Origin of the sequence: Mesorhizobium sp. M4A.F.Ca.ET.022.05.2.1 (assembly GCF_003998845.1) — a bacterium.
In the GTDB taxonomy this organism is placed as follows: domain Bacteria; phylum Pseudomonadota; class Alphaproteobacteria; order Rhizobiales; family Rhizobiaceae; genus Mesorhizobium.
Genome location: NZ_RZOJ01000576.1, coordinates 1 through 2,871 on the forward strand (window position 1 = coordinate 1; position 2,871 = coordinate 2,871).

At 65.2% G+C, this 2,871-nt stretch carries 3 protein-coding genes and 1 pseudogene; 2 read left to right on the forward strand and 2 right to left on the reverse strand.

Translation table 11 applies throughout. The features are described 5' to 3' along the window. A partial coding sequence (locus EN745_RS32970) for a methyltransferase (protein ID WP_145992275.1) occupies positions 1–353 on the reverse strand: 353 nt, incomplete at its 3' end. Beyond that, on the reverse strand, positions 353–577 hold the full coding sequence (locus EN745_RS32975) for a DUF2007 domain-containing protein (RefSeq protein WP_126055969.1): 225 nt from the start codon (positions 575–577) through the stop codon (positions 353–355). The genes EN745_RS32970 and EN745_RS32975, both read right to left, overlap by 1 nt. A gap of 161 nt (positions 578–738) precedes the next feature. Between EN745_RS32975 and EN745_RS32980 the strand changes: the two genes are divergently transcribed. Next, positions 739–1,755: a polyprenyl synthetase family protein gene (locus EN745_RS32980; RefSeq protein WP_126055968.1), complete on the forward strand. Its 1,017-nt coding sequence runs from the start codon at positions 739–741 to the stop codon at positions 1,753–1,755. Between the two features lie 302 nt (positions 1,756–2,057). After that, a pseudogene (locus EN745_RS32985) lies at positions 2,058–2,871 on the forward strand (hypothetical protein); the annotation flags it as partial.

The window sequence follows — 2,871 nt, forward strand, 5'->3', positions numbered from 1 at the left end:
TTGCCGGACAGCGCGACATCGGCCCTCAGCACCGAGGCCCGGTCGCCGAGATGCGCATTGCCGGGGTGGGCAAGCGTCGCGGCCGCGAATTCGGCCATGTCCGGCGAGCATTCGACCAGCATGGCCCGCGCTGCGGGACAGCGCGACAGCACCGCGAGCCCCGCCGCGCCCGCGCCCGCGCCGAAATCGGCCAGCCGCCCGGCGAAGGAGGAGGGCACGGCTGCCGCCAGCATCATGGCGTCCATGCCGGCACGATGACCGCTTCGCGGCTGAACCAGCCAGAAGCGCCCGCGATGGAACGCATCGACCGTGTGGGCCGGGGTGTCCGGGGCAAGGGCGGTTGACGCTACCATTATTTGCGGCGGATCTCGTTGGCGATGCCGGCATCGGTCAGGATGCGGCGCGCCGCATCCGCCTGGTCGGCGTCGACCATGACACGCCGGGGCAGGATGCCGATCGAGCCGTCCAGCACGCTCATGTTCTGGTCGGCGACGAAGCAGGCGATGCCGGCGTCGCGCATCAGCGATTCGACGAAGGAGATGATCACGGCATCGTTGGTGCGGATGAGCTCTATCATGGAACAAAAATCGCAGGTTGCGCCGTTCCTGTAAACGTGGGCGTTGCCGCCGCCGGCCGCAACCGCGCCAATTCGCCTCTTGCCGTGCCCCGTGATGCCGCCCTAGAGTCGGTTCGGGAGTAGGGTGCCGCGTGCGCTTGGAATAGACGGGAGTGTCTGTGGTGGGTGTCGTTCTCAACATCGAAAACGGGAAGCGGGAACCCGCCTCCATCAAGGATCTGATCGATCTCACGGCCGCCGACATGGGGCGCGTCAACGAATTGATCCTGTCCAAGGCCGGTTCCGACGTCGAGATGATCCCCGAGGTCGCCAACCACCTGATTTCGTCCGGTGGCAAGAGATTGCGGCCGATGCTGACGCTCGCCGCGGCCCAGATGTTCGGCTATTCCGGCGAAGGCCACGTCAAGCTCGCCACCTCTGTCGAGTTCATGCACACCGCGACGCTGCTCCACGACGACGTCGTCGACGAGAGCGGAATGCGCCGCGGCAAGAAGACGGCGCGCATGATCTGGGGCAACCAGGCGAGCGTGCTGGTCGGCGATTTCCTGCTCGGCCAGGCCTTCCGCATGATGGTCGATGTCGGCTCGCTGGAGGCCCTCGACATCCTCTCCAGCGCTGCTTCCATCATCGCCGAGGGCGAAGTGATGCAGCTTGCCGCCGCCAAGAACCTGGAGACCACCGAGGACGAGCATTTCGCCGTCATCAAGGCCAAGACCGCGGCGCTGTTCTCGGCCGCCGCCGAGGTCGGCCCGGTCATCGCCCTGGCAACCCGCAACGACCGCGCGGCGCTGCGCTCCTACGGCATGAATCTCGGCCTTGCCTTCCAGCTCATCGACGATGCGCTCGACTATGGCGGCTCCAGCAAGGATCTGGGCAAGAATGTCGGCGACGATTTCCGCGAGGGCAAGGTGACGCTGCCGGTGATCCTCGCCTACCGGCGCGGCACCAAGGCCGAACGCACCTTCTGGAAGCGCGCCATCGAGGACAATGTTACCGACGATGCGGGCCTCGAAAAGGCGATCGGCCTGATGACCCGCCATGGAGCGATTGCCGACACGATCGGCCGCGCCCGCCATTTCGGCGAGATCGCCCGCGATGCGCTGGCGCCGCTGGAGGCGACGCCGCAGAAATCGGCGCTGATCGATGTCATCGATTTCTGCATCGCCAGAGTGAACTGAGGTGGGGTCTGCGGCCGCCGACTTGCTGGCCCGGACGATCGGCACAGGCAGGCTTGGCACGGCTACGCATGGGCTGACCTGTACACCAACATTGCCGCAAGCAGCTATGTGACGTCAGAGTGTTGGTTGGTCGCGCGATCTGCTATGATGCTTCGTCGTCATGGTTCGTTAATCGGGTGACCCGATTGTGAATTCGGCCCGGATTGAAGCCTGACCCCAAAAAGGCCATGCTTTGTCGGGAAAAGACCGAGTCTGTGGCGGTCCCATCGACTTGGGGATTGCGTCTGGCTGAAAGGGATACTATGCGGCAAGGACGTGCGCGCTGGCTCGCAGGGCTGGCAATTGTGACGGGCATGGCGATCTCGGCTCTGCCGGCCTACGCCAAGGAAACCGCCGAGCCGGTCAAGATCACGTCCTTCTCGGGGGCCTACCTCGCCGCCCGGATCGCCGAAGGCGACAACGACCTCGACAGCGCCATCGCCTATTACAAGCAGGCGCTCGCCTTTGCACCCGGCGACACCGCGCTGCAGCAGAGCCTGATGCTGTCGCTGATCGCGCAGGGCCGCTTCGAGGAATCGCTCGTCTACGCCGACAAGCTCAAGGAAGTGCCCGACGTCGAGCGTTTCTCGCGCCTGGCGCTGGCGGTCGATTCCTTCCACAAGAAGGACTTCTCCAAGGCTGAGTACTGGTTGAAACTGTCGCTCGAATCCGATCTCGACCGGCTACTGTCCGGCGTCATGAGTGGCTGGGCCAAGGAAGGCGCCGGCGAGCCCGCTGATGCCATGGCCGCCATCGACAAGCTGCAGGGCCCCGACTGGTTCGGCCTGTTCAAGTCTTTCCACCGCGCGCTGATCGCCGATGCCGCGGGCATGTCGGAGAAGGCCGATCAAATCTACGCCGCGACGCTCCAGGACACCGCCGCCGGCGGTGCCGCCCCGGAGACATGGATGCGCAATGCGCAGGCCTATGCCTCGTTCCTCGCTCGCAAGGGCGACAAGGCCAAGGCGCTTTCGGTGCTCGACCAGGCCGAGGCGTTCGCGCCAGGCAAGCTGGAAATCACCACGCTCCGCGAAGAGATCAACAAGGGCGACAAGGTCGAGCCCTTCATCGCCGGCC